General features: G+C 40.8%; 20 protein-coding genes and 1 riboswitch. Of the genes, 12 read left to right on the top strand and 8 right to left on the bottom strand.

Translation table 11 applies throughout. The features are described 5' to 3' along the window. Position 1: 1 nt before the first annotated feature. Positions 2 to 136, top strand: a riboswitch (TPP riboswitch). A gap of 89 nt (positions 137 to 225) precedes the next feature. The 5 genes from thiC to gluQRS all read left to right on the top strand — a co-directional run bounded on the left by thiC (position 226) and on the right by gluQRS (position 5,356). Further along, positions 226 to 2,103, top strand: coding sequence for a phosphomethylpyrimidine synthase ThiC (gene thiC / locus B806_RS0106035; protein WP_002121180.1), 1,878 nt, complete (start codon positions 226 to 228; stop codon positions 2,101 to 2,103). 75 nt (positions 2,104 to 2,178) lie between these two features. Then, positions 2,179 to 2,805, top strand: coding sequence for an NUDIX domain-containing protein (locus B806_RS0106030; RefSeq protein ID WP_025465966.1), 627 nt, complete (start codon positions 2,179 to 2,181; stop codon positions 2,803 to 2,805). 4 nt (positions 2,806 to 2,809) lie between these two features. After that, positions 2,810 to 3,622: a 3',5'-cyclic-AMP phosphodiesterase gene (cpdA, locus tag B806_RS0106025; RefSeq protein WP_017385874.1), complete on the top strand. Its 813-nt coding sequence runs from the start codon at positions 2,810 to 2,812 to the stop codon at positions 3,620 to 3,622. Positions 3,623 to 3,833: 211 nt separating this feature from the next. Then, positions 3,834 to 4,370 carry an RNA polymerase-binding protein DksA gene (dksA, locus tag B806_RS0106020; RefSeq protein WP_002121205.1) on the top strand — a complete coding sequence of 179 codons (537 nt, stop codon included), beginning with the start codon at positions 3,834 to 3,836 and terminating at the stop codon, positions 4,368 to 4,370. A 2-nt stretch (positions 4,371 to 4,372) separates the two neighbouring features. Then, positions 4,373 to 5,356: a tRNA glutamyl-Q(34) synthetase GluQRS gene (gene gluQRS / locus B806_RS0106015; RefSeq protein WP_017385873.1), complete on the top strand. Its 984-nt coding sequence runs from the start codon at positions 4,373 to 4,375 to the stop codon at positions 5,354 to 5,356. A gap of 53 nt (positions 5,357 to 5,409) precedes the next feature. Here gluQRS and ftsW read toward each other — a convergent pair whose 3' ends face one another. The 5 genes from ftsW to B806_RS0105990 form a co-directional block, all read right to left on the bottom strand. After that, positions 5,410 to 6,606 (bottom strand): putative lipid II flippase FtsW, encoded by a 1,197-nt coding sequence (gene ftsW / locus B806_RS0106010; RefSeq protein WP_005079447.1) that lies wholly within the window; start codon positions 6,604 to 6,606, stop codon positions 5,410 to 5,412. Between the two features lie 24 nt (positions 6,607 to 6,630). Next, positions 6,631 to 7,977, bottom strand: coding sequence for a UDP-N-acetylmuramoyl-L-alanine--D-glutamate ligase (murD, locus tag B806_RS0106005; protein WP_014208179.1), 1,347 nt, complete (start codon positions 7,975 to 7,977; stop codon positions 6,631 to 6,633). 160 nt (positions 7,978 to 8,137) lie between these two features. Beyond that, positions 8,138 to 8,389 (bottom strand): DUF6587 family protein, encoded by a 252-nt coding sequence (locus B806_RS0106000; protein WP_017385871.1) that lies wholly within the window; start codon positions 8,387 to 8,389, stop codon positions 8,138 to 8,140. Between the two features lie 20 nt (positions 8,390 to 8,409). Then, entirely contained in the window at positions 8,410 to 10,263 is a 1,854-nt protein-coding gene (locus B806_RS0105995) for a ferrous iron transporter B (RefSeq protein ID WP_005079453.1), read from the bottom strand. Further along, the gene (locus B806_RS0105990; RefSeq protein ID WP_002121198.1) at positions 10,260 to 10,523 is read right to left on the bottom strand and encodes a FeoA family protein; all 264 of its coding nucleotides are present in this window, start codon (positions 10,521 to 10,523) and stop codon (positions 10,260 to 10,262) included. The genes B806_RS0105995 and B806_RS0105990 overlap by 4 nt, the downstream gene beginning before the upstream one ends. 143 nt (positions 10,524 to 10,666) lie before the next feature. Here B806_RS0105990 and xerD point away from each other — a divergent pair, with 143 nt between their 5' ends. From xerD to thrC, 4 genes are all read left to right on the top strand, one after another. Further along, entirely contained in the window at positions 10,667 to 11,587 is a 921-nt protein-coding gene (xerD, locus tag B806_RS0105985) for a site-specific tyrosine recombinase XerD (protein ID WP_017385870.1), read from the top strand. Between the two features lie 146 nt (positions 11,588 to 11,733). Next, positions 11,734 to 12,546 carry a DsbC family protein gene (locus tag B806_RS0105980; protein WP_017385869.1) on the top strand — a complete coding sequence of 271 codons (813 nt, stop codon included), beginning with the start codon at positions 11,734 to 11,736 and terminating at the stop codon, positions 12,544 to 12,546. A gap of 243 nt (positions 12,547 to 12,789) precedes the next feature. After that, positions 12,790 to 14,091 carry a homoserine dehydrogenase gene (locus B806_RS0105975; RefSeq protein ID WP_002121263.1) on the top strand — a complete coding sequence of 434 codons (1,302 nt, stop codon included), beginning with the start codon at positions 12,790 to 12,792 and terminating at the stop codon, positions 14,089 to 14,091. Positions 14,092 to 14,145: 54 nt separating this feature from the next. Next, entirely contained in the window at positions 14,146 to 15,285 is a 1,140-nt protein-coding gene (gene thrC / locus B806_RS0105970) for a threonine synthase (RefSeq protein ID WP_002048893.1), read from the top strand. A gap of 104 nt (positions 15,286 to 15,389) precedes the next feature. Here the strand turns inward: thrC and pbpG are convergent, their stop codons facing one another. Continuing rightward, positions 15,390 to 16,436 (bottom strand): D-alanyl-D-alanine endopeptidase PBP7/8, encoded by a 1,047-nt coding sequence (gene pbpG / locus B806_RS0105965; RefSeq protein ID WP_005065720.1) that lies wholly within the window; start codon positions 16,434 to 16,436, stop codon positions 15,390 to 15,392. 212 nt (positions 16,437 to 16,648) lie between these two features. Here pbpG and B806_RS0105960 point away from each other — a divergent pair, with 212 nt between their 5' ends. The 3 genes from B806_RS0105960 to B806_RS0105950 are packed head-to-tail and all read left to right on the top strand — an operon-like array spanning position 16,649 to position 20,299. Then, positions 16,649 to 17,284 carry a response regulator gene (locus B806_RS0105960; protein ID WP_002121174.1) on the top strand — a complete coding sequence of 212 codons (636 nt, stop codon included), beginning with the start codon at positions 16,649 to 16,651 and terminating at the stop codon, positions 17,282 to 17,284. Between the two features lie 10 nt (positions 17,285 to 17,294). Further along, the gene (locus B806_RS0105955; RefSeq protein WP_017385868.1) at positions 17,295 to 18,863 is read left to right on the top strand and encodes a PAS domain-containing sensor histidine kinase; all 1,569 of its coding nucleotides are present in this window, start codon (positions 17,295 to 17,297) and stop codon (positions 18,861 to 18,863) included. A gap of 23 nt (positions 18,864 to 18,886) precedes the next feature. Then, positions 18,887 to 20,299 (top strand): sigma-54 dependent transcriptional regulator, encoded by a 1,413-nt coding sequence (locus tag B806_RS0105950; protein ID WP_017385867.1) that lies wholly within the window; start codon positions 18,887 to 18,889, stop codon positions 20,297 to 20,299. Positions 20,300 to 20,302: 3 nt separating this feature from the next. Here B806_RS0105950 and B806_RS0105945 read toward each other — a convergent pair whose 3' ends face one another. Further along, positions 20,303 to 21,487, bottom strand: a complete 1,185-nt coding sequence (locus tag B806_RS0105945; protein WP_014208171.1) for a S41 family peptidase — start codon at positions 21,485 to 21,487, stop codon at positions 20,303 to 20,305. Between the two features lie 15 nt (positions 21,488 to 21,502). Then, a complete protein-coding gene (gene gpmI / locus B806_RS0105940) occupies positions 21,503 to 23,050 on the bottom strand; it encodes a 2,3-bisphosphoglycerate-independent phosphoglycerate mutase (protein ID WP_017385866.1) in 1,548 nt (515 codons plus the stop codon). Between the last annotated feature and the right edge of the window lie 49 nt (positions 23,051 to 23,099).

Genomic DNA, 23,099 nt, shown 5'->3' with positions numbered 1-23,099 from the left:
AAATCGCTTGACGGAGCGCGAGTAATAGCTCGCTGAGATTGTGTAAATTCTGTGTTGTCGCAACACAAATTTGATCACAAGTACCGTTGAACCTGATCAGGTTAAGACCTGCGTAGGAATCAAGCCATCTGAAAACTTACAGCCTTAAATTTATCTCATAAAGATAAATCCGCCATCGTTTTTGGTCGTGCTTGATTCGTTGATGTTATTCATAAGGATCATGTGATGAACCAGTTAACGAATCTTTCTTCTGCTGAAATTTCAGCACAACATGAACAAGATGCAAAAGATTTAACTCGCATCTTACCCGCTTCTAAAAAAGTTTATATTGAAGGCTCTCGCCCTGACATTCAGGTTCCAATGCGGGAAATTTCTTTAACCGACACCCCAACTGGCCTTGGTGGTGAACATAACCCTCCTGTTATGGTATATGACACTTCAGGTGTTTATACCGACCCAAATGTTCAAATTGATTTAGACAAAGGTTTACCTTCAGTTCGCCAAAACTGGATTGAAGAACGTAACGATACTGATGTACTTTCTGGCTTGACCTCAAAATTTGGTCAGGAACGTTTAAAAGACATTCGCACCGCTGACATTCGTTTTGCTCATATTCAAAACCCACGCCGCGCTAAAGCTGGCAAAAATGTCACTCAAATGCACTATGCCAAGCAAGGTATTATCACACCTGAAATGGAATATATTGCAATTCGTGAGAATCAGCGCCAGCGTGAAGGTGTTGATATGCGTCAACATGCTGGACAAAATTTCGGTGCAAAGAATTTAAAAGAAATTACACCTGAATTTGTTCGTCAAGAAGTTGCTGAAGGTCGTGCGATCATTCCTGCCAACATTAACCATCCAGAACTTGAGCCAATGATTATTGGTCGTAATTTCTTGGTTAAAATTAATGCCAACATTGGTAACTCAGCGCTTGGTTCTTCAATTGATGAAGAAGTTGCAAAAATGACTTGGGCAACCCGTTGGGGTGCCGACACCATTATGGATTTGTCGACAGGTAAAAACATTCATGAAACACGTGAATGGATTATTCGTAACTCACCTGTTCCAATCGGGACCGTACCTATTTATCAAGCGCTTGAAAAAGTTGATGGTGTTGCAGAGGACCTGACTTGGGAAATCTTCAAAGACACACTAATTGAACAAGCTGAACAAGGTGTTGACTACTTCACTATTCACGCAGGTGTATTACTTCGCTATGTGCCACTTACAGCAAACCGTTTAACAGGTATTGTGTCGCGTGGTGGTTCAATCATGGCGCAGTGGTGTCTAGCGCATCATGAAGAAAACTTCTTATACACTCATTTCGATGAAATCTGTGAAATCATGAAAGCTTATGACGTTTCATTTAGCTTAGGTGATGGCTTACGTCCGGGCTGTATCCAAGATGCAAATGACGAAGCACAGTTCAGCGAACTAAAAACATTAGGTGAACTGACTCACCGTGCATGGGAACATGATGTTCAAGTCATGATTGAAGGCCCTGGTCACGTACCAATGCACATGATTAAAGAAAACATGGACCTTCAGCTAGAAGTGTGTAAAGAAGCGCCATTCTATACACTTGGGCCATTAACAACAGATATCGCTCCGGGGTATGACCACATTACCTCTGCAATTGGTGCAGCCATGATTGGCTGGTACGGCACAGCAATGCTTTGCTATGTCACACCGAAAGAGCATTTGGGTCTACCAAACAAAAAAGATGTTAAAGACGGGATTATTACCTACAAGCTTGCAGCACATGCCGCCGATCTTGCGAAAGGACATCCAGGTGCACAGGTACGTGATAATGCCTTATCAAAAGCACGTTTTGAGTTCCGTTGGGATGATCAGTTCAACTTAAGTTTGGACCCTGATACAGCACGTAGTATGCACGATGAAACCTTACCAAAAGAGGCTCATAAATCTGCACACTTCTGCTCAATGTGTGGTCCAAAATTCTGTTCAATGAAAATCACTCAGAATGTACGCGACTATGCCAACAACCTCACCAATAACGATTCGGAGGTTGAAGAAGGCCTCAAAGCGATGAAAGAGGTTTATCAGGAGCAAGGTCAAAAACTGTATCATAAAGTGTAAATATTCAAAAAAAACACTTGCCTAGCCCTGATTCTCGGTTAGGATGAAATAAATAGATTTCGTCCTGACCGAATCATGAGTATTGTTGAACGTCCAAGTTATACATCTAAAGATGTCGAAGTAACATCACGTGAATCTCTATTCCGTGGTTTTATTCAAGTTGAAAAAGTCAGCCTTCGACATCGTCTATTTAATCAATCTGAATATACTCATGTATTGCAGCGTGAACTCGTTCATCGGCCTGAAGCAGCTGGTGTACTACTCTACAACGATCAAAAACAACAGTTTGCACTGATTGAACAGTTTCGTGTTGGGGCTTTAGATGACTATCATTCCCCATGGCAGCTAGAAATAATTGCAGGTGTGTTAGATGGTGATGAATCACCAGAAAGTTGTATTCGACGAGAGAGCCTTGAAGAATCAGGTTGCGAAGTTCAAAATTTAGAGCATCTATTTAGCTTTTACCCGTCAGCCGGTGCTTGCTCAGAGTTATTTCATCTCTATGTTGCTGAAACTGAATTACCCGCTGAAGGGGGTATATTTGGTGTAGATGATGAGGGGGAAAATATTCAATTACACTTATTTAATTATAGTGAAATCCAGACTCTACTCGACAGCGGACGTTTAAGAAATGCTCCTGTCATTATGGCATTACAATGGCTGGCCCAACACAGCAAAACGATAATAAACCCGAAGAGGTAGGACGGTGACTTTTCAAGTCTCAACACTTTCACAAAAAGACCATGTCATTATACAAATTACCGATACCCACCTATTGGAGTATCCGCACTTAGAATTTGTGGGTATGAATCCTGAAGAAAGCTTTCATGCCATTATTCAACAGATACTTAATAAACATCCTGAAATTGATGCAATTATCCATACTGGGGACCTAGCTCAGGCACCAACGCCTATTACCTATAACCGTTATATTCAATATATGCAAACGCTTGGTCTCCCCTTTTTTCAGACCTTAGGTAATCATGACAATGTTGACCATTTCCCATTGCATAAAGAGAATCATCAGGAACCTGTAGTTATTTGCTTAGGGAACTGGCGGGTTGTTTTATTAAATAGTGCGGTAAAAGGTCATATTGATGGGCATCTATCAGCAGAACAGCTAGAGAACTTAACGACTTTACTTGAAGAGTATGCAGATAACCCGATTTTGCTAGCTTGTCATCATCACCCTTTTGCCATGAAGTCAAAATGGATTGATCATCACAAGTTACAAAATTCTAATGCCCTGCTTACTACCTTGGCTCCATTTAAAAATGTAAAAGCTTTAGTCTGCGGGCATGTTCATCAGGACTCAATAAACACTTGGCAAGGGATCGAATTTTTCTCTACACCTTCGACAAGTGTGCAGTTTAAACCCTTTAGCAATGATTTTGCACTCGATCAAAATGCTCCCGGCTATCGTTACATTCGTCTAAAAAAAGATGGTAGTTTTGAAACCGAAGTCTTCCGTCTTGAAAATTTTCAAGGGCATATAAACACTGATATTTCAGGCTATTAGCCCTATTTCTTATATGCTTATATATAATTATGACTGGGGTAAACACGTTTTGAAAATATTTACGGGTCGGAATGACTATCATCTTGCAGGAAAAATCTATATGATGACGACCCGATGGGAAAATCCCATCGATGGTTTTCTATAAAAACACTTGCATATCACCATATTTTTTGCGTATAGATAATACGTGTATGATGAGGAATGCCCTATTATGGCGAATGACAACCACAACCAAGTTTTGGATGAACATACAGAAGTTGTAGTGGAAGGTGACAAAGCTTCTGCAAAACGTGCACGTAAAGTGAAACCTAAAACTTCTGACATAGGCACAACTGCAAGTTTATTTGGTATTGCACCTTATCAACCTAAGAAAAATGAAGAGTACATGTCTGAAGGACAGCTCGAGCATTTCCGACAAATTCTGCAAGCATGGAAAGCTGAATTAATGTCTGAAGTTGATCGTACTTTAAATACGATGCAAGACGAATCAACTGCACTGCCAGATGTAAACGACCGTGCTACCCAAGAAGAAGAATTTGCAATTGAATTACGTACACGTGACCGTGAACGTAAGTTAATTCGTAAAATCGAACAATCTATGGAAGCTATTAAGAATGAAGACTACGGTTTCTGTGAAACTTGTGGTATTGAAATCGGCTTACGTCGTTTAGAAGCACGTCCAACTGCAACGTTATGTATTGATTGCAAAACTTTGGCAGAAATCAAAGAGAAGCAAAATAACGGTTAATTGTGACTGTTGATAATTCTCCAGCCGAGCACAACTCGGCTGTTGTGCAGCAGTTAAATCGCCTGCCAGAAAAGCATAGCTTTTCTCTTGCGCAGCGGCGGAACAATGTTCCGCTTAATCGCTGCTCATACTCAGGTCGGTTTGCGCCATCGCCAACCGGCCCTTTGCATTTTGGATCACTCATTACTGCTGTTGCCAGCTATTGCGATGCAAAAGCCCATCAAGGCAAATGGCTCGTTCGTGTCGAAGATACAGATATCCCTCGTATTTATCCCGGCAGTGAAGAGCATATTCTCACATCACTTGAAGCCTTCCAGTTCGAACCTGATGCAGAGATCATCTTTCAAAAAAATCGTTTAGACATTTATGAAAGCGTATTAGACCAACTCAAAAAAGAAGGTCTTATCTATGCATGTCAATGTACCCGCAAAATGCTTGGTTCAAATGCAATCTATGCAGGTACTTGCCGCGATCTCAATCTTGATTTTCAAGGTCAAGCGATTCGGGTAAAAGTTCAAGATCAGCAGATCTGTTTTGATGACCGATTGCAAGGAGTACATTGCTCCAATCTACAACACGATCTTGGAGATTTTGTTCTTAAGCGCCGTGATGGAATTATTAACTATCAACTTGCGGTCGTCGTGGATGATTATCTACAAGGTATTACCCATGTCGTTCGAGGTGCAGACTTATTAGATAACACTGAACGTCAGATCTGGTTAAGCCAGCTTCTAGCTTATCCTCAACTAAGCTATATGCACCTTCCCCTTGCCATGAATGACCAAGGACAAAAGCTCTCTAAACAAAATCTAGCTCAAGCACTCGATTTATCAAAAGCGCCTGAATTACTTCAAAAAGCGATACTGGCCTTGGGACAACCCAACATTGATTTAGATCAACCTAGACTGATGCTCAAACAAGCTGTAGCACAGTGGAATGTTGATTTGATTCCCCATGGGCAAGAGCTCAGCGGAACATATCTATAAATAATAAAAAAGCCCGATATCAAATCGGGCTTTTTAAACTTCTAAGTACTCAATTAGAAGTTTGACTCTTCTCGTTCTGGGTTGACTTCTTGTGTTGATGCATCAATCTTTAAGATTAAGCTAATCATCGCAGCACACATCATTAAAGACGTACCACCATAACTAATGAATGGCAAAGTCAAACCTTTCGTCGGCATTAAACCCATATTCATGCCCGCATTTACTAAAATCTGGAGCAAGAAAATAATACTAATGCCGTAAGCTAAATAGCCTGCGCGAAGGTAATGATGTTTCAAGGCACGGTGACCAATTTTGATACAACATGCCAGCATCAAGAAAGACAAGCCAATAACAATAGAAATACCCACAAAGCCAAACTCTTCACCTAGCACTGCCAACATAAAGTCAGTATGCGCTTCAGGTAAATAAGATAGTTTTTGTACACTATGCCCTAAGCCTGTACCAAACCATTCACCACGGCCAAAAGCCATTAATGCATTTGATAACTGATAACCTACCCCTAATGGATCTGCCCATGGGTCAGTAAACGAAATCAAACGCTGGAAACGGTATGGTTCAAATAAGATCAAAAACACGATACCCGTGACAATCGCACCAAGCATGATTAAGAACTGGGTTGGCGGCGCGCCCGCTAAAAAGAACACACCAACCATCATCATGACAATAACGACGGTTGCCCCTAAGTCAGGCTCAGCAATAATTAAACCGACCGTGATTGCCATAACCCCACTTAAACGCAATAAACCTTTCCAATGAGTACGAACCTCTTTGGCTCGGCGCACAACGTAGTCTGCGGTAAAGATTGCCATCATGACTTTGGCAACCTCGGTTGGCTGCAATGTAAAGCCACCGATCTTAATCCAACGTGTAGAACCGTTGACTTCCGAACCCACCACCAAAGCAGCAAGCAACAGAACCATGGTTAATAACCACAGCGGGAAGGTATTTTTAAACCACGTATTCAGTGATATTCGATAGGTCAAATAAGCCACTACACCCGCAGCGACAATCGAAATACCATGACGAATCACATAGTGAAACGGGTTTTCATGCATATATTCAGCATAGGGCATCGAAGCGGACGCCACCATCACTGAACCGATACACAACAATGCAACGACACAGAAAATCAGGACATTACGTGGCGTCACTTCCGCTGGCCATTTAGGCAATATCCGTTCATACCAATGATTGATTTTCTGGATTGTGGTCTGAGCTAAGCCTGCCATACTACATTCCTAATCATGTTTTCTTTAAACCAACGAATTGACGCAGGCAACAAACTGCTGACCACGGTCATTATAACTTTTAAACATATCAAAACTTGCACATGCTGGTGATAACAACACCACATCTTCAGCCTGTGTTTCACGTTGAGACAGCTCTACAGCTTCTTTAAGCGTTGCTGCATGTAAAATTTTGGTTGCACCTTGAATGGCTTGTTCAATCACCGGAGCATCCTCACCAATCAATACCACAACTTTGGCATATTTTTCGATAGAAGAACGTAATGGGCCAAAATCCTGACCTTTACCTTGCCCACCTAAAATCAAGGCAACCTTACCTTTTTTAACCTCAATTGCAGCGCCTAAACCATCAATCGCTGCAAGCGTAGCGCCAACGTTGGTGCCTTTGGAATCATTGTAATAACGTACATCATGCACAGTCTTTACATATTCACAGCGATGCTCTAAGCCTTTAAATTGTTTTAAGGTTTCAAGCATAGATTCCATAGGCAGGCCTATTGCCTCACCTAATGCGAGACAAGCCAAAGCATTTGCTACGTTATGCATGCCTTGAATATATAAATCTGAGCTTTTAATTAAACGCTGTAAACCACGCGCAAGCCAAAGTGTGCCATCGCCATCTCTTAAAACACCATATTGATTTAAATCTGGTGCATTTAAACCAAAGCTTTGCATTGGTGTGGTATCTGGAACGAGAGGACGACTTAAAGCGTCATCACGGTTAAATACTACTTTTTTAACACCTTGGAAAATACGGTGTTTTGCTTGATGGTAACCCAACATATTGCCGTGACGATCTAAGTGGTCTTCACTCATATTGAGAACCACAGCAACTTCAGCATTTAAGTGAGACGTGGTTTCTAGCTGAAAACTTGATAGCTCAAGTACAATTAATTCAGGTTGATCTTTTAATAAATCTAGAGCTGGGCGTCCAAGATTGCCACCCACAGCAACTTTCTTACCCGCATCTTTAGCCATTAAACCAATTAAAGTCGTTACTGTACTTTTAGCATTAGAACCAGTGATCGCCACAATAGGCACATCGGTTGCACGGCGTAATAATTGAATATCCCCTACTACCGAAATACCTTTAGCAATAGCTGCCTGAATTTCCGGTAATTGCGGTGCAAGGCCTGGGCTTAAAATAATTTCTTCTGCTTGTAATAATAATTCTTGGTCAAGTTGACCGAAACTGGTTTTAACGCCAGCTGGGATCTGATCATGCCCTGGTGGCGTGGGACGAGAATCTGTTACTGCAACTTGGTAGCCTTGTTCATGCAGGAAATTTACAGCAGAAACGCCTGATATTCCCAAGCCTGCTACAACTTTTAACCCACCACGTTGTATTAACATTTTTACCCCACAATTTATCAATCGACAGAATGGCAAAAATGTTAGCACTTTGCTGTTTTGAATGCTTTTTCAGTTTGAACTTTATTCATCTTTTTTTGTGTCAGTGCGTAAAAAAGCCATCAATATGATGGCTTTTTAAACGAAACAAGAAATACTAAATTTATTGCCATTTAATCGGCTTAACTTCTTGAACTGTATTGGTCGGTTTATCTTCGCTTGAACAACCACAACCGCCAGCACAACCAAAGGTCATTTTTGGTTTAAGCCATTTTGCCAAAGTTGTCCAACCCTGCTTTTCGCAAAATGCAGAAAGTGATGAAAATACTGAATTTGCTGTTTTTGGAAATACTTTCTTAAAAACAACGACAGCACTCCAAATCACTAAAACCGCAATGATCAGATATTGAACCATATACAACCTCCTTTCTTGCCTTAACCCCAATAATGGGAAGCAATTTGATAGGTAACAAACGATGCAAAATAAGCTAAACCAAACAGATATGCAGTCATAGCTGCAACATGTTTCCATGAACCTGTTTCGCGACGTACCGTTGCCAGTGTTGCCAAACAATGTGGAGCATAAATGAACCACACTAAAAGTGATAAACCTGTTGCCAAAGACCAACCTGTTCCATCTGCACTAATCAGATGTGACAAACCTTGTGCCACAGCATCATCATCTGTTGCAGACAAGGCATAAACTGTACCTAATGCCGCGACAACCACTTCACGAGCAGCCATAGCCGGGATTAAAGCGATACAGATTTGCCAGTTAAAACCAACTGGAGCAAATAAAGGTTGGATAAGATGCCCAAGCATACCTGCAAAACTATAATCTATGGCAGGTAATGTCGCCCCTTCTGGTGGCTGCGGGAAAGTACACAAGAACCAGAGCAAAATAGAGAGCGCAAAAATGATTCCACCGACGCGTTTCAAGAAGATCTTTGCACGATCCAATAAACCGATTCCCACACTTTTTAAATCAGGGAAACGATAACTTGGTAGCTCTAGCAGTAAAGCATGCTGTGACTTATCTTTTTGCAAAAACTTCATTAAAAATGAAACACAAAGCGCACTCACAATACCAGCCATATACAGACCAAAAAGCACTAAACCTTGCAGGTTAAAAATACCCCAGACCATTTTCTCTGGAATGAAGGCAGCAATCAGCAAGGCATAGACGGGTAAACGTGCCGAACAAGTCATTAAAGGCGCAACCATAATGGTCGTAAAACGATCACGAGGGTCACTAATACTACGCGTTGCCATAATTCCCGGTACTGCACAAGCAAAGCTCGAAAGTAAAGGAATGAAAGCTCGTCCGCTTAAGCCAGCTTGGAACATTAATTTATCAAGCAAGAATGCTGCACGCGGTAAATAGCCTGATTCTTCGAGTACTAAAATAAAGAAGAACAAGATCAAAATTTGTGGCAAGAACACAACTACGCCACCCGCGCCTGCAATAATTCCGTCAACAACCAAACTATGCAGTAGTGGTTGGGTAATCACAGTTCCCACTACCTCACCAAGCCAGCCGAAGAAGCCTTCAATACCATCCATGAATGGAGCTGCCCATGCAAACACTGCTTGGAACACAATAAACATCATGATAGCAAGGCTAAGTAGGCCTAAAACTGGATGTAAGAAAATTCGATCTAGAAAATCAGTACGCTTATCTCCCTGATCAACATAATGAACTACATCTTTAAAAATCATATCGATTTTTTGATGATGAGTTCCAGTTAAACCACTTAGTTCGGTTTGTGGCACACTGTATTTTTCTTGATCAAGGGCATGTAATAAATTTTCAATACCCGCATTACGGACGGCAACTGTTTCAACAACTGGTACACCCAAACGTTGAGACAACTTTTGAGTATTAATTTGGATGCCACGACGACGCGCTTCATCCATCATATTAAGTACAAGTAAAATCGGACGACCTAACTCGATCATTTCGAGTACTAGTCCTAAATGCAGTTTTAAGTTAGTGGCATCAACCACACATAAAAAGGCATCTTGCTGCCCTTCTTCTGCAATTTTACCCAAACAAACGTCACGGGTAATTACTTCATCAGGACTGGTGGCATTAAGGCTATATGTACCCGGTAAATCAAGTACACGCACTGCTCGGCCTGAAGGCAACTGAAAATGACCAACCTTACGCTCGACCGTTACACCAGCATAGTTTGCAACTTTTTGTCGAGTTCCAGTTAAATGGTTAAAAAGAGAGGTTTTACCACAGTTAGGGTTTCCCACAAGGGCAATACGTAACGCATCACTCATGCGGGTACTCCTTCTTCTACTTGAATTTCAATTTTTTCCGCTTCTGCTTTACGTAAAGCGAAACGAGTAAAGCCAATTTGGATTAAGATCGGATCACCACCAAAAATACCTTTGGTAATCACTTCCACTCGTGTGCCCGGTACAAAGCCCAGACTTTCCAAACGAATTGCGACCAAATCTTGCTGCTCGGACTCTAGTTCTATCCGATTCACTTTGGTGATGGTCGCCGCTTGCTTCACTTTTAAAGCTGATAAACGCACCGCATCCGATCCTAAACCTTTTTTAATAGTATACATATAAATGAGAATAATTACCAAATAAGGTTAAATTTCACTTCTTCTCTAGTTTAATCGACAAACCTTAAAGTTTCTTTTACAGTACAGAAGTTTAGAGGATCTAGTGTATGTTGAATAAAAAACCGCGTATTCCAAGCCCTGTTCAAATTCCTGAACATTTAAGCTTTTTACAAGGTTTTCGTGACTATCTCGTTGCTCAGACGGTAAGTCCACATACACGTAATGCTTATTTATCTGACCTTATTCAATGTAGTGAACTACATAAAAAATCAGCTCTTCCAGAGTGGACAAGTGATGATATCGCTGATGTTTTGATTGAGTTAACTAAAGCGGGAAAAAGCCCACGCTCGATTGCCCGCTGCTTATCTGCCCTACGCCAGTTTTACAAATTTTTACGTGAACAGAAATTACGAAGCGATAATCCTGTAGCAACTCATCATTCTCCAAAAATTGGCAGAGCCTTACCCAAAGATTTATCAGAAGAAGATGTCGAAGCACTGATTCAGGCTCCTGATATTGATACAGCACTGGGTTTACGTGATCGGGCAATGTTTGAAGTCCTTTATGCATGTGGTTTACGTGTTTCAGAACTACTGAACTTGCGCCTAGAACTTATTAACTTAAAACAAGGCTATTTAAGAATTACGGGTAAAGGTAATAAAGAGCGTTTGGTCCCGCTAGGGCAATTTGCTTGTGAATGGGTAGAACGCTACTTGCAGGATGCTCGGCCTCAACTCTATAAAAGCTCTACTGACTATCTCTTTTTAACTCAACACGGCGGAATTATGAGCCGTCAGAACTTCTGGTATGCCATTAAGCGTTACGCCTTACAAGCCAATATTCAAGCTGAACTCTCACCTCACACCTTACGTCACGCCTTTGCAACACACCTGCTCAATCACGGCGCCGATTTACGCGTAGTACAAATGTTATTGGGCCATAGTGACTTATCAACTACTCAAATTTACACGCATGTAGCCCAAGTAAGAATGCAACAATTGCATGAAAAACATCATCCTAGAGGTTAAAAAATTTAAAACTTATTATTTGAAATACATCCAACAATCAATTGATTTCGTTCACAAAGGTTAAGAAAGTTTTAACAATACACACTAGTTTTTTTGTTATGCTTAGCAGCTTCTGACTATAAATACTGATGAAATAAGGGTTATCTATGTCTTTTACCCGATCTCAACTGTTTCTTGCCTGTGCTTTGGCTTCTAGCCTGTTATTCAGTGCTTGTTCTAAAGAAAACAAACCACAAAAAGAAGATGCGCTCACTGCGACCGCACCTGCTACTGGGGAAGCTTCAACCATCATTGAACGCAATGCGAAACAGCGTTTAATTGAAACTTTGCAAAAACAATTTAAGAATGCAAACATCAACGCCAAAATTTTAGATATCAAGCCTACTGAAGTTCCTAACTTATATTGGGTAAATCTCGAAGGAATGACGTCGATTTATACAACCAGTGATGGCAAATACCTGATTCAAGGTGATGTCATTCGTTTAGGCGGTAAAGAACTGCATAATATTGGCGATAGCCTCCAAGCATCGGAAAATAAAAAGCACCTTGCAGCTTTAAAAAATGAAGATTTGATCGTCTACCCTGCAAAAGGTAAAGCGAAACATGTGATTTATGTGTTTACCGATGCAAGTTGCCCTTATTGCCATAAGCTACATGAGCATTTACCTGAAATTAATGAAAAAGGTATTGAGGTACGCTATATCGCTTGGCCACGCGGTGAACAATTTATGCCGACCATGGAAGCTGTATGGTGTAGTGCAGATCGTAAAGCTGCCTTTAACCAAGCAGTACAAGGCATTAATATTCCACCAGCTCAATGTAAAAACCCTGTCCGTGAACAATATCAACTTGGTTTAAACATGGGTGTAAATGGAACACCAGCTATTTATAATGTTGATGGCGAGTACTTAGGTGGATACCTAACACCGGATGAATTAATTAAACGTCTGGATAAATAACATCCTTTAAGCTGATGAATGATTAATCATCTATCTCTTTTAAAAAGCGCTGCTCTGATCGCAGCGCTTTGTTTTTTCAACAATTAATATTTAAACAATCTCTGTTTAAAGACTGATCTACTCTTCTTTTCCAAACATCGCACTCTAATTCATTGAACAGGCACTAAAAGCGCTAGAGTCTGGCGTTTTTTTTAGCTATGATCTAGCTTCAACTAAATGATTAAATGATGAATGGAGTGTGACGTGAAACCAGTTCGCCTGGCAATACTCGGTCTAGGAACCGTAGGTGGAGGAGCCCTTAAACTACTACAAGAAAATGCCGCTGAAATTAAACGTCGCACCGGTCGAGAAATTCAAATTACCCACGTTGGAACACGCCGCCCTCGTCCAGATCTTGAATTGGAAGGGATTAAACAAAGCGCCGATTTACTTGACATCGTTCGTCAACCAGACGTTGATGTAGTTGTAGAAGTTATGGGTGGGATCCACCCTGCTTACGAAGTTATCATGGAAGCGATCAAACACGGCAAACAAGTCGTGACTGCAAACAAAGCGTTACTCGCTGAACATGGCAATGAATTATTTAAAGCAGCAGAAGACAATGCTGTGCAAATTGCTTATGAAGCAGCAGTTGCTGGCGGTATTCCAATTATTAAAGTGATCCGTGAAGGTCTTGCTGCAAACCATATCGAATGGTTGGCTGGCATTATTAATGGTACAGGTAACTTTATTCTGACTGAAATGCGTGAGAAAGGTCGTGCATTTGATGATGTATTAAAAGAAGCTCAAGAACTCGGTTATGCAGAAGCAGACCCAACTTTTGACGTTGAAGGTATTGATGCTGCGCACAAACTTACAATTTTAGCGTCTTGTGCGTTTGGTATTCCTCTTCAGTTTGATAAGGTTTATACCGAAGGTATCAGCAAAATCACTGCGCAAGATGTGAAATATGCAGAAGATCTTGGTTTCCGTATTAAACATCTTGGTATTGCACGTCGTGCTGAAAAAGGTATTGAGTTACGTGTTCACCCAACGCTCATTCCAGATGAACAACTTATTGCGAATGTAAACGGCGTTAAAAATGCTGTTTTAGTTCAGGCAAATGCCGTAGGTCCAACACTTTATTACGGCGCGGGTGCAGGCGCAGGTCCTACAGCTTCTGCAGTTGTTGCCGACGTTATTGATATTGTTCGTGACATCTCTTATACCGAAGATGGCGCAGGAACAATTCCTCAGTTGGCTTTTGAAGCATTAACAAATGTGCCAATTTTAAGCCGTGAAGAAATGACCACAGGTTATTACATTCGCTTAAATGCAGAAGACCAAACTGGCGTACTTGCAGATGTGACGACCATCTTAAGTCGCGCTGGAATTAGTATTGATGCAATCATGCAACAATCTCGTTTAAAAGACCTTATTCCAATCGTGATTCTGACCGATCCAATCGTTGAATCTAAAATGGATGATGCTCTTGCACAAATTCAAGCATTACCTGCAATTCGTGGCGAAATCGTAAGAATTCGTTTAGAATCGCTCGATAGTTAATCAGGTTGAGGGAAAGATTCCCTCTCCCGCTTCACCTCTAATTGGAACACCATCATGTCTAATGCCAATCGTTATACTGGTCTTGTAGATCGTTATCGTGACCGTTTGCCAGTTTCGGCAACTACTCGTGCTATCTCTTTGGGTGAAGGCAACACCCCACTCATTAAACTTGAGAATATTCCACGTATTATTGGTAAAGATGTTGAAATTTATGTGAAATACGAGGGTTTAAACCCAACTGGTTCATTTAAAGACCGTGGTATGACCATGGCTGTAACCAAAGCGGTTGAAGAAGGCTCTAAAGCGATTATCTGTGCATCTACTGGTAACACTTCTGCTGCTGCTGCTGCCTATGCTGCACGTGCAGGCATCAAAGCATTTGTTTTGATTCCAGAAGGCAAGATTGCGATGGGTAAAATGGCGCAAGCGATGATGTATGGTGCGATCACTATGCAAATTCGTGGTAACTTCGATGATGGTATGCGTCTTGTAAAAGAAGTCGCTGATCAAGCGCCTGTAACGATTGTAAACTCAATCAACCCTTACCGTTTGCAAGGTCAAAAGACGATTGCTTATGAAATCGTTGAAGCTCTAGGCCGTGCACCTGATTACCACTGCTTACCTGTAGGTAACGCAGGCAACATCACCGCTCACTGGATGGGTTATACCGAAGCTGTAGCAAACCAGCCTGCTGATCAGTTTGAACAAGTGATTTATGATGCTGCGACTGATCAATTCACTGGTCCAAAACCAGAAGGTTTACCGACTATGGTGGGTTACCAAGCTTCTGGCGCAGCTCCATTCTTACGTGGCGCTCCAGTTGAAAGCCCTGAAACTGTTGCAACTGCAATCCGTATTGGTAATCCACAAAGCTGGAACCATGCAAAAGCTGTAGTACGTGACTCTAAAGGCTGGTTTGATGAACTTCAAGACAGCGAAATTTTAGAAGCTCAACGCTTACTTTCTATGTATGAAGGCGTATTTGTTGAGCCAGCGTCTGCAGCTTCTATCGGTGGTGCGATCCGTGATATTAAAGCGGGTAAAATTGCTGAAGGTTCTGTCATTGTATGTACAGTAACTGGTAATGGCTTGAAAGATCCTGACACTGCAATCAAACAATGTGCTGATGCAGTGATGTTGTCAATTGATGCAACAATGGACCAAGTAAAAGATTCGATTTTATCTAATATGTAAGATCTGATTTTCAAAAAACGGCTGTTTAATACAGCCGTTTTTTATGTCTTTTTTATAACCATAAAAAAACGCTTCTTGATAAAAGCGTTTTTAGAATATTGAAATTAAATACGTTTTGGTAAATTACTTAACCAACCCAATAAGTTAGTTGCATCATTATTACGTGCCTGTGTACTTGGTTCACCCAGTAATACAATGACTGCCGGACGTGAATTTACAGTCGTGTGCATTACAACACAGCGACCTGCTTCATTAATATACCCAGTTTTAGACAAGTTGATATTCCAGCCACCATTACGCACTAGAGCATTGGTATTGTTAGATTTCAACACGCGATAACCCAAGTTAAAATCATAAGTCGGTGTGGTTGAGAATTGACGAATCAAGCCATATTGAGAAGCCGTACTTACCAAAATTCCTAAGTCACGTGCTGAAGACACATTACGCGGATCTAAACCAGTTGACTCATAATAGTGAGTCGAACTCATACCCAAGGCACGAGCTTTAGCATTCATTGCAGCTACGAATGCAGGACGCCCACCCGGATAAGTACGTGCTAAAGCTGCTGCTGCTGGGTTTTCTGACTTCATTAGAGCGAACAGAAGAACTTCTGCACGGTTCATCTTGTCACCAACACGTAAGGTTGAACTTGAGTTTTTACCACCTGCGCCAGCAAAATCAATTTGCTCAAGTGTAATCTCTTCTGACATGTTTAAACGGGCATCTGCCGTTACAACCGCTGTCATCACCTTTGTAATAGATGCAATTGGCACAGAAGCGTTAGTATTTTTACTGTAGAGCACTTCACCAGTTTGCGCGTCCATCACAAGTGCAGCTCGAGCACTTACACTCGGCTGGGCATTGTAACCAGACGTATCACGGATTGGAGCAATCTTCGGTGCAGATGCTACAATTTTAGGTGCGCTACCACCACGCAAAGTTGTGGTTACCGATGTTGAACCTTGCGGAGTAGGTTCGTCATCTTCATCATTTAAAAATTGGCTAGCATCAGCTGAAGACCAATTTAAGCTTGCAGTACCACTATTCCCTGAGGACGGGTTATTGACGAGTTCTGCAAAGCTTGTTGAACTCAAACTAAGCAAAATAGACATGCTTAGCACATGCATTAAAGACTTTTTAGAATTTTTCACGGCACAATACTCGACTCAGGGTGATACACATTTGCGCTTACTATAATTATGCCTTACATTTGAGGTATAAGGTATAACGCTTTTACCGACACAATTGTGCACAACTATTCGCTCACTATATAAGAATAGGATTGCTAATTTTGTCATTCCATTGCAAGCTAATTTTGCTTTATGTAACAAAAAACTTGTTTTTTGAAAGAAAGGAGGTCTTCTTGATTACAGTTTTAGTTGTGGATGACCATGAACTTGTACGTACAGGTATCTGCCGTATGTTAGAAGATCATGCCGATGTAGAGGTCATTGGACAAGCCGAATCGGGTGAAGAAGCAATTGCTATTGTTCGTCAGAAACATCCTCAAGTTGTGCTACTTGATGTCAATATGCCTGGCATCGGCGGCGTAGAAACAACACGTCGTTTACTGCAAACCGCACCAGATACAAAAGTGATTGCAGTCAGTGGCTTAGCAGAAGAACCTTACCCTTCTCTTTTGCTTAAAGCAGGAGCTAAAGGTTACATCACCAAAGGTGCTCCAATTACCGAAATGGTTCGGGCTATCAATAAAGTGATGCAAGGCGGCAAATACTTTAGTGCCGATATTGCTGAGCAATTAGCAAGTTCTTATTTATCCGATACGCAGCAATCACCTTTTGATTCTCTCTCTGAACGAGAAATGCAAGTTGCAATGATGGTTGTAAATTGTATTAGCGCTCAAGAAATTGCAGACAAACTTTTTGTAAGTGTTAAAACAGTGAATACTTACCGCTACCGTATTTTTGAAAAGCTAGCCATTGATAGTGATGTTAAACTAACTCATCTCGCGATTCGTTACGGTCTGATCAAGCCTTAATCAGACTTACATGCAATTTCCCGTAAACTCATCCTTGTCCCATACGATATTTCGTTTGGGCACGTGGTATGGTTTATATCGCCTTATTATTGCGGTTAGCCTGAATATTATTTTGGTTTTAACCGATGCTCAAATCGACAATAGTCTACAACAACCCGCTCTATATTCTTACACACTACTCGGCTATTCGCTCTTAAGCCTTCTTCAACTTTTATGTTTTAAGTTTATTGCCACTCAGGCAACCAGGCAGCTCATTTTATTTTTTGTAGTTGATATTATCTGTCTGAGTTTACTTACATTTTCTGTAGGTGAACCCAATCTTCAACTCAGCTTGCTCTATGTGATTGCCATATTTACTTCGGCCATTTTACTTAGCGCAAGAATGTCGTTGCTCATTACATTACTTGCAGTCATTGCGGTTATTTACCAACGCTTCGTTGGCAGTTTATTTGACTACAATAATTTAAATACGATTGGTAATAGCGCCTTATTGGCATTCTTATTTTTTGTAGTACATGGAATCGGACAAATTGCGGTCCAGCGCTTTAAATTACTTGAAGCGCTAACTTTCCATCAATCAATAGAACTCTATCAACTACAAAATATTAACCGCTATATCTTGGAACAAATTGAAGAGGGTTATTTAGTCCTAGATGAAAACTACGACATTGTTTTAAGTAATCCAGCCGCCTGCTCTCTTTTAGGAATTCCACCTCAATTTGCCAGTGAAAAATATCCCTTAGCAAAATGGCATGCTGACTTATTTGAAATTCTTAAGTTTGATAACCTAAAGGAAGGTGATCGATTTATTTTTGAGTCCCGACTGTCGGCTTATTCTATTAATATTAAAGTGCAACATCTTTTGGTGCCACAGCAAGCATTAACACTACTCATCTTACAAGATGCGCAGCAGATTAATCAGCAAGCTCAACAACTCAAACTTGCCGCTTTGGGACAACTCTCAGCAAGTATTGCACATGAGATCCGTAACCCTCTTGCAGCCATTGTTCAAGCAAATGAATTGCTCAAAGATAGTGATTCAGAACAGCAAAACACTTTGCGCAATATGATTGGCAGGCAAACGAAACGCATTGATAGTATTGTTCAAGATACGTTAGGACTTGCCCGCAGTGAAAGAACGTATCCCATCCAGATTGAATTAAATGACTTCTTAAAAACGTTATTAGATGAAGATTTATTTGATGTTAAAGGTTCGATACAGCTTAAAATTTCCGATTCATCTTTAAAACTCTTATTCGATGAAAAGCAACTCAGACAAGTGTTAATTAACCTTGTTAGGAATGCTTTACGGCACAATGCTCCCGATTCGCCCTATGTTCTGATCAATATCCATTCACAAACAAATAAAATTTATATTGATGTGATCGATTACGGTGAAGGGGTTTCAAAACGTGATATATCTCAATTATTTAAACCATTTTTTAGTACCGAAATTAATGGAACTGGTTTAGGATTATATTTGTCTCATAGTTTTTGTGAGGCAAACCATGCAAAGCTCACTTATGTAGAGCAAAAACAAGGGGCATGCTTCAGAATAGAATGCCCAATAATATATTGATTTTTTATTAGGTTTTTGGGGAAATGGCAGAACAGCAACCACTCGTTTTGCTTGTAGACGATGAAGAAGATTTGTGCCTGTTAATGCAAATGACTCTTGCACGGATGGGGATTAAGACACATCTTGCTTATCGGGTTGAACAGGCCAAACAGCTCTTTACTCAGTTTCATTACGATGCGTGCTTGACCGATTTAAATCTACCTGACGGTAGTGGTTTAGAATTGGTCCAACATGTTTCTCAAACTTACCCACACACACCCATTGCAGTCTTAACTGCATACGGCAATATGGATATTGCAATTGCAGCATTAAAAGCGGGAGCTTTTGATTTTGTCAGCAAACCGATTAACCAGATTCATTTAGATCAGCTATTAAAAAAAGCGCTCAATCAGCCAAAACCAGAGCATGAATTTGGTGAAACAACTCTAGAGAATGACTTATTAATTGGGCGTTCACCACCTATACAAAACTTACGGACAGCTATTAAAAAAATAGCCCGCTCCCAAGCTCCTGTATTTGTTACAGGCGAATCTGGTACGGGTAAAGAAGTTGTTGCTAATCTAATTCACCGCTTAAGCAACCGCAGTGAAGGACCATTTATTGCAATTAACTGTGGAGCAATCCCAACTGAGCTCATGGAAAGTGAACTTTTCGGGCATAAAAAAGGCAGTTTTACTGGAGCAACCCAAGACAAACAAGGTCTTATTTTATCGGCACACGGCGGCAGTTTATTTTTAGATGAAATTGCCGAATTGCCTTTAAGTATGCAAGTTAAATTGCTTCGGGCAGTACAAGAGAAAAAGATTCGCCCTGTAGGTTCAGATCAGGAAATTGATGTTGATTTTCGAGTAATCAGTGCGAGTCACCAAGACTTAGATTTATTAGTTCAACAAGGTAAATTCCGTCAGGACTTATTTTTCCGTATTCATGTTATGGATATTATGCTGCCGCCACTGCGTGACCGTGGTGGAGATATTTTGCTATTGGCCAATCATTTTATTCAAAAGGTTTGTACGGAATGGGGCATTTCAAGCAAGCAATTAACGGCGAGCGCTGAAACTTACTTATTGCAGCAAGACTTCCCAGGTAATGTTCGTGAATTAAGAAATATGATTGAGCGAGCTATTACTTTAAGTGATGATGAGTCCATTGATTTAACACACTTAGCACCTCCTCTTAGAGGGAGTAGCGTGAGCCCGCAAATCGTAACGAAACAACTAAATCAAACACCGACTGTTCAGGCACACCCAAAATTTCCAATGGAAGGTTTAGAACGCTACTTAGAAAATATCGAAAAAGATATTTTACTGAATGCGCTAAATATGACGCATTGGAATCGAACTTTGGCAGCTAAAAAGCTAGGAATGACATTCCGTTCTTTACGCTATCGACTCAAAAAATTTGGCTTAGATACCGAAATGGGAGAGGAAGTATAAAAGTTACTTCCTCTTTAGAAATAAATCTGCAACGCGCTCTAAATATACATCTTCTTTCATTTCTGCAGGCAATGGATAGGTCTGATTAGGCTGAATACCCTGTCCTTCAATCATATTGCCATTTGGCGTGTAGTAATGTGAGACCGTCATTTGTAGAGCCGCCCCACTTGGCAAAGGAAATAGCTTTTGCACTACACCTTTTCCATAACTTTTTTCACCCATCACCCAAGCACGCTGGTGTTCTTTCATGGCCGCAGTAAAAACTTCTGCCGCCGATGCAGAGCGGTGATTAATTAATATACCCAGTTTTATATTCTGAAATTCATTACCGGGCAAAGCCTGAAACTGCTGGTTACCTTCCGAACGGCTTTTGGTCGAAACAATAATTCCGTTATTTAAAAATAAATCTGCTGATTCAACTGCTGCCGATAACAACCCACCCGGATTGTTTCGCAAATCGATTAAAACAGCCTTTAAACGTGGGGAGCTATTTTCTTCAATTAATCTTTTAATTTCATTAGCAGTGTCTTGTTGGAACACTCTAATTTTGAGTACAAGCACCTGATTATGTAGCATTACAGGTTCTATATCGGTTTCTATTTTTTTATTACGAACTAAGTTGATATTTCCGTTTAGCTCTTCTGCTTGTACTTGAAGTGTACTTCCTATAGAACCGTAAAGTAGGCCAAATACCTGATCTTGGTTTAAATTTTTTAAATCTTGGTTATCAATTTTGAGAATCGTCTGACCATTTCTCAAACCTAATTTATAGGAATCAGAACCGGTTTTAAGATCACGAATCATCCATTTATGAGCATGTGATTCAGGGCTTAATGCAAAATCAACTGATGCAAGGTCACCCTCTGTGTATTGAATCAGTTGACGATATTCTTCTGCCGACAAATAACGCGAATAACGATCTAACCCGCTCACTAACCCTTTTATGGCTTGCTGAAATAAGGCATCATCGGACTTCACATCAACGTAATTATCTCGAACGATTCCATAGATTTGCACAAACTGTTGAATCGACTCGATCGGCACCTCTGCATAGCTATGTTCCGGTTCTTCCGAATCCGAATGCAAAGGTGACATTTTTTCTTTTACAACTGGCGCTGCAAAGGCAAATTGGCTGCAACACAGTAACATACTTACAATAAGTTTTTTATATTTAATGTGTTGCAGCATCCAATCACCTTTAACTTATGCAGATAGTGTAATCAGATTACGTCCTTGCATTTCAGCAGGAACAGGAATCTTCATTAAATTGAGAATTGTCGGTGCTACGTCTGCAAGCACACCACCTTCTGCAATTGTTGCTTGTGTTGGGCCAACATAGATAAACGGCACAAGCTCAGTTGTATGTTGAGTATGCACTTGCCCACTTTCGTAGTCTTGCATTTGTTCAACGTTACCATGGTCAGCAGTAATGAGCATATGGCCTTTTTTCGCCATAACTGCCTCATAGACACGACCTAAACAAGTATCAACCGCTTCAACTGCTTTAACCGCAGCATCAAATACACCTGTATGACCGACCATATCACCATTTGCATAGTTCACAACCAATAAGTCGTATTCACCTGAATTAATTGCCTTAACCAACTCATCAGTGACTTCATAAGCACTCATTTCTGGCTTAAGGTCATATGTCGCAACGTTTGGAGATGGAATTAAAATACGTTTTTCACCCGGATATTCATCTTCACGACCACCACTAAAGAAGAATGTTACATGTGCATACTTTTCAGTTTCAGCAATACGTAACTGGGTTTTACCTAAAGAAGATAAATACTCACCCAATGAATTTTTAAGGTCTTCTGGCATATATGCAACTGGTGCATCAATGCTTGCCTGATAACGCGTTAACATCACAAATTTAGAAAGATTTGGTACAACTTTACGCTCAAAGCCAGCAAAATCTTTCTCTACAAATGCGCGAGTAATTTCACGAGCTCGGTCAGCACGGAAATTCATAAATACAACGCTATCACCGTCTTGGACTTTAGCAACATCACCAATACGAGTCGCTTTTACAAACTCATCATTTTCATTGGCTGCATAAGCTAACTCTAATCCTTCCACTGCTGTTTGTGCAGTACGAAGTGCCTCGCCTTCAGTTAATAAGCGATAAGCTTGTTCAACGCGATCCCAACGATTGTCGCGGTCCATTGCAAAGTAGCGACCAATCATGGTTGCGATACGGCCTTGACCTGGATATTGAGCAAATAATGCATCTAATTTTTCTAAAGATGGCTGAGCACTACGTGGAGGTGTATCACGGCCATCGAGGAAAGCATGTAAATAAACTTTTGCACCGCGTTTTAATGCAAGCTCACACATCGCCACAATATGGTCTTCATGTGAATGGACGCCACCTTCTGAAAGTAGCCCCATGATATGGACAGCACCGCCAGCAGCTTTGGCTTTTTCAACAGCGTCGATCAACACTTCATGTTTAAAGAAGTCACCAGTACGGATATCTTTAGTAATACGGGTAAAGTCTTGATATAACACACGGCCAGCGCCAAGATTCATATGGCCAACTTCAGAGTTCCCCATTTGCCCATCAGGCAATCCAACATCTTCACCTGAACCAGAAATTAGACTATTCGGATGCTTGGCTTTCATTGCCGCCAAATTTGGTGTTTTTGCTGCAAGAAAAGCATTATCTTCAATCGCTTCACGGTGTCCAACACCATCCATAATGACCAGAACGTGAGGGATCTTGCCAGCAGTTGCATCCGTCATAATCAATTTCTCTTTTGTCTACAATTTCGTCACAATATCTTACCGAATT

This window comes from Acinetobacter sp. TG2027 (assembly GCF_000302435.1).
Taxonomy (GTDB): Bacteria; Pseudomonadota; Gammaproteobacteria; order Pseudomonadales; family Moraxellaceae; genus Acinetobacter; species Acinetobacter pittii.
Note: the sequence above shows the minus strand (reverse complement) of the source record. Positions and strands in the feature narration are given on the sequence as shown.